Raw genomic sequence first — 3335 nt, forward strand, 5'->3', positions numbered from 1 at the left:
GAGCGGGCGCCGACACCCTCGTGGCCAGCCGCGGCTCGGACGTGCTGTTCGGCGGGGCGGGCGCCGACCGCTTCGTGTGGGACGCCGAGCCGTGGTCGCCGGCGACGGTGGAGGACTTTACGCCCGGCGCCGACAAGCTGGACCTGTCGGCTCTGATTCAGGCGGCGGGCGGCGGCGATCCGTTCGCCTCCGGCCGCCTCAAGCTGCTGGCCGACGACGCTGGCGGGACCAAGGTGCTGTTCGACCGCGACGGCGCCGGCCCCGATCCTCAGTGGGCCAATTACGTCATCCATCTGCCCGGCGTGGAACCCGCGCGGCTCGCGGCCGGCGACTGGATCTTCAGCTAGGCCGTCTTGCCACACCCTGCGGTGGTGCTAGCGTTCATCCCAAGCGCCGCGTTCGAACGACGGCGCACATCGGGAGGAATGTCATGCGGTCATCGGCCTTCGCCGCGCTCGCGGCCCTGCTCGTCGCCACCTCGGCCAACGCCCAGGCGCCGGCCCGGCCGGCGATGGAGAACGTCGACGTGCCGGCCTTCTGCAACGCCAACGGCCTGGCGCCGGAGAAGACCCAGGCCTCGGGCTATACGATCCCCGACGACAAGGGGGGCGGATCGCTTGTCTATGTCGACAAGACCCGGGCCGAGTGCCACCAGGTCGTCGGCAAGAAGGCCAGCGGCCAGTACAAGCGCCCGACCATCTGCCCGCTGGGCGCCGGCCGCATCCAGACCGCCGACGGCTGGATCTGCCGCTCGCAGAAGCCTGCTGCCTGATACGAGAAGGGCCCCCGGCGGCGTCGCCGGAGGCCCTCGCGTTTCACGAACAGTCGGGGCTCAGCGCGGCGCCATGCGGATGGCGCCGTCCAGGCGGACGTGCTCGCCGTTGAAATAGCCGTTCTGGATCATCTCCAGCGCCAGCGAGGCGTACTCCTCGGCGTTGCCGAGCCGCTTGGGGAACGGCACCGAGGCGGCCAGGGCCTCCTTCACCTGCGGCGGGGCGCCCTGCATCAGCGGGGTGTTGAAGATGCCCGGCAGGATGGTGTTCACGCGGATGCCGTCGCCGGCCAGGTCGCGGGCGATCGGCAGGGTCATGCCGACGACGCCGCCCTTCGAGGCGGAGTAGGCCGCCTGGCCCATCTGGCCGTCGACCGCCGCCACCGAGGCGGTGTTGACGATCGCGCCGCGCTCGCCGTTCACCGGCTCGAGGTCCAGCATGCCCTTCGCCGATTTGGCGATGCAGCGGAACGTGCCGACCAGGTTGATCTGGATGATCAGGTTGAAGGCGTCGAGCGGGAAGTGCTTGGCCTCGCCCGTCTGCTTGTCGCGGCTGGCCGTCTTGATGGCGTTGCCGGTGCCGGCGCAGTTCACCAGGATGCGCTCCTGGCCATGCGCGGCGCGGGCCTTGGCGAAGGCGGCGTCCACGTCCTCTTCCGAGGTGACGTTGCACTTGCAGAAGACGCCGCCGACGTCCTTGGCGACCTGTTCGCCCTTCTGTTCGTTCATGTCGAAGATGGCGACCTTGACGCCTTTGGCGGCCAGCGCCCGAACGGTCGCTTCGCCGAGGCCCGAGGCGCCGCCCGTGACGACCGCTGCGACGGATGAATTGAGTTCCATGAGCGCTACGCTCCCCTATGATGACCCCAGGTTCGCCAAGGCTTTAGCCCGATGAGCGCGCACGAAAAAGCGTCACCCAACGTCAATGCCGAGTTCGATCCGCTAGGGCCGATCGCGCGCGACCACGCCCTGGCGCCGTACGTCATGAAGCTGAACGAAGAGCGGGTGGCCAAGGGCTTCTGGCCCAAGATCCGCCGGGTCGCGGCGAGCATCCCGTTCGCCAAGGAGGCCCTGTCGGTCTGGTACTGCGCCCGCGACGAGGACACCCCGATCGCGGCGAAGGGGATGATGCTGGCGGCGCTCGCCTACTTCGTCCTGCCGACCGACGCGGTGCCCGACTTCATCGCCGGCCTCGGCTACACCGACGACGCCGCCGTGTTCACGGCGCTGATGAGCGTCATCGGCAAGAACCTGAAGCCCCGCCACAAGGACGCCGCCCGCCGCGCCATCGAGGAGCTGCGCGCCGAGGACTGACCCTCCGCTGTCCGGCGCGCGCCGGGCTGCGGCTGGAGGAACCGCCATGAGCCTCGCGCTCGGTCTCGTCGTTGCGATGTCCGGCCCGGCCGTGGGCGAGGACTATGGCTCGTTCGGCGCCGTGGGCCGCGTCTCGGCGCGTACCGAGGTCCCAACGGCCCCGATCTATGGCTTGGTGAACTCCGGTCTCGCCGCCATGGCGGACGGCGGCTGGCTCCGGTGGAAGCTCGTCTGGCGCGACGGCCGGCCCACGGCCATCGAGCAGATGGAAACGCTTGCGCCAGGCGCTCCCGCCCCGCCCAGCTGGAACCTGCCCGCGGCCCGACCGCGCGGCGCCACCCCCGGCAAGGTCGAGGGCGAGACCGGCTGTCACATGATTGGCAGCGGGGTGACGGTCCGGGGTCGGGTCGGCGCCTGGAACTGCGAGAGCGCGCCCGGCACGCTGCTGGGTCGGCTGCGGACCGACGCCAGCCGCGTGGAGGCGCGGCTGCCGGTGCGGTACCAGGCCATGGTCGCCGAGGCGGTTCCGCATGGCGGGGTGAGCCGCGTCATACTCGCCGGGTACGACGTCGCCGCGGGCCGCTTCGAATACCTTGAGCTCGGCGTCAGTCCATAGGTGGAGTCGATGGCTCCAAGCCTTCGCTCGGCGAACCGGATGACGGTCAGGCGCGCTTCGCCAGCTGGTGTTCGCGCCAGGTGATGAGCAGGGTGGAGGCCACGACCACCGCCGCGCCCGTCAGCGTCCACACCGTCGGGATCTCGTGGAACAGCAGGAAGCCGATGACGGCCGCGAACACCAGCCGCGTGTAGTCGATCGGCGCCATGGCGGCGGCGTCGCCGATCTGCATGCCCTTGATGTAACAGCCCTGGGTGATGGTCCCCATCACGCCCATGGCGCAGAGCAGGGCCAGGTCCACGGGCTCGGGCCACCGCCAGGTGAGGATCGCGCCGGGTATCGAGAAAATCAGGCCGAGCGTCATGGCCCAGACGAGAAGGACGCTGGGCGCGTGGTCGCGCGTCATCACCTTCATGCCCGTGATGGTCAGGGCGAAGAGGAACGAAGCCGCCAGCATGGCCAGAGCCGGCAGGCCCACGGCGAAGTCCCCGCCGGCGCCCGGACGTATCATCAGCAGGACGCCAGCGAAGCCCACGACCGCCGCCCCGATCCGCAGGGGCCCAATGGTCTCGCGCACCACGAAAGCGGCCAGCGGCACCAGCCAAAGGGTGCGGGTGAACGACAAGGCGTTTG

At 70.2% G+C, this 3335-nt stretch carries 6 protein-coding genes; 4 read left to right on the plus strand and 2 right to left on the minus strand.

The annotated features are described in order from the left end of the window. Positions 1–347, plus strand: a 347-nt coding sequence (locus RIF93_RS19550) for a type I secretion C-terminal target domain-containing protein (protein WP_309093117.1), incomplete at its 5' end; no start/stop codon positions are given. Between the two features lie 83 nt (positions 348–430). Then, on the plus strand, positions 431–772 hold the full coding sequence (locus tag RIF93_RS19555) for a hypothetical protein (protein WP_309093118.1): 342 nt from the start codon (positions 431–433) through the stop codon (positions 770–772). 60 nt (positions 773–832) lie between these two features. Here RIF93_RS19555 and RIF93_RS19560 read toward each other — a convergent pair whose 3' ends face one another. After that, a complete protein-coding gene (locus RIF93_RS19560) occupies positions 833–1612 on the minus strand; it encodes an SDR family NAD(P)-dependent oxidoreductase (RefSeq protein WP_309093119.1) in 780 nt (259 codons plus the stop codon). A 51-nt stretch (positions 1613–1663) separates the two neighbouring features. Here RIF93_RS19560 and RIF93_RS19565 point away from each other — a divergent pair, with 51 nt between their 5' ends. Together RIF93_RS19565 and RIF93_RS19570 are read left to right on the plus strand one after the other, a co-directional pair. Continuing rightward, entirely contained in the window at positions 1664–2086 is a 423-nt protein-coding gene (locus tag RIF93_RS19565; RefSeq protein ID WP_309093120.1) for a YkvA family protein, read from the plus strand. 46 nt (positions 2087–2132) lie between these two features. Beyond that, a complete protein-coding gene (locus RIF93_RS19570) occupies positions 2133–2702 on the plus strand; it encodes a hypothetical protein (RefSeq protein WP_309093121.1) in 570 nt (189 codons plus the stop codon). A 46-nt stretch (positions 2703–2748) separates the two neighbouring features. Here the strand turns inward: RIF93_RS19570 and RIF93_RS19575 are convergent. After that, positions 2749–3335 (minus strand): DMT family transporter (locus tag RIF93_RS19575; RefSeq protein ID WP_309093122.1); only part of this gene is annotated, 587 nt, incomplete at its 5' end.

The organism is Phenylobacterium sp., from assembly GCF_031181185.1.
Classification (GTDB): Bacteria; Pseudomonadota; Alphaproteobacteria; order Caulobacterales; family Caulobacteraceae; genus Phenylobacterium.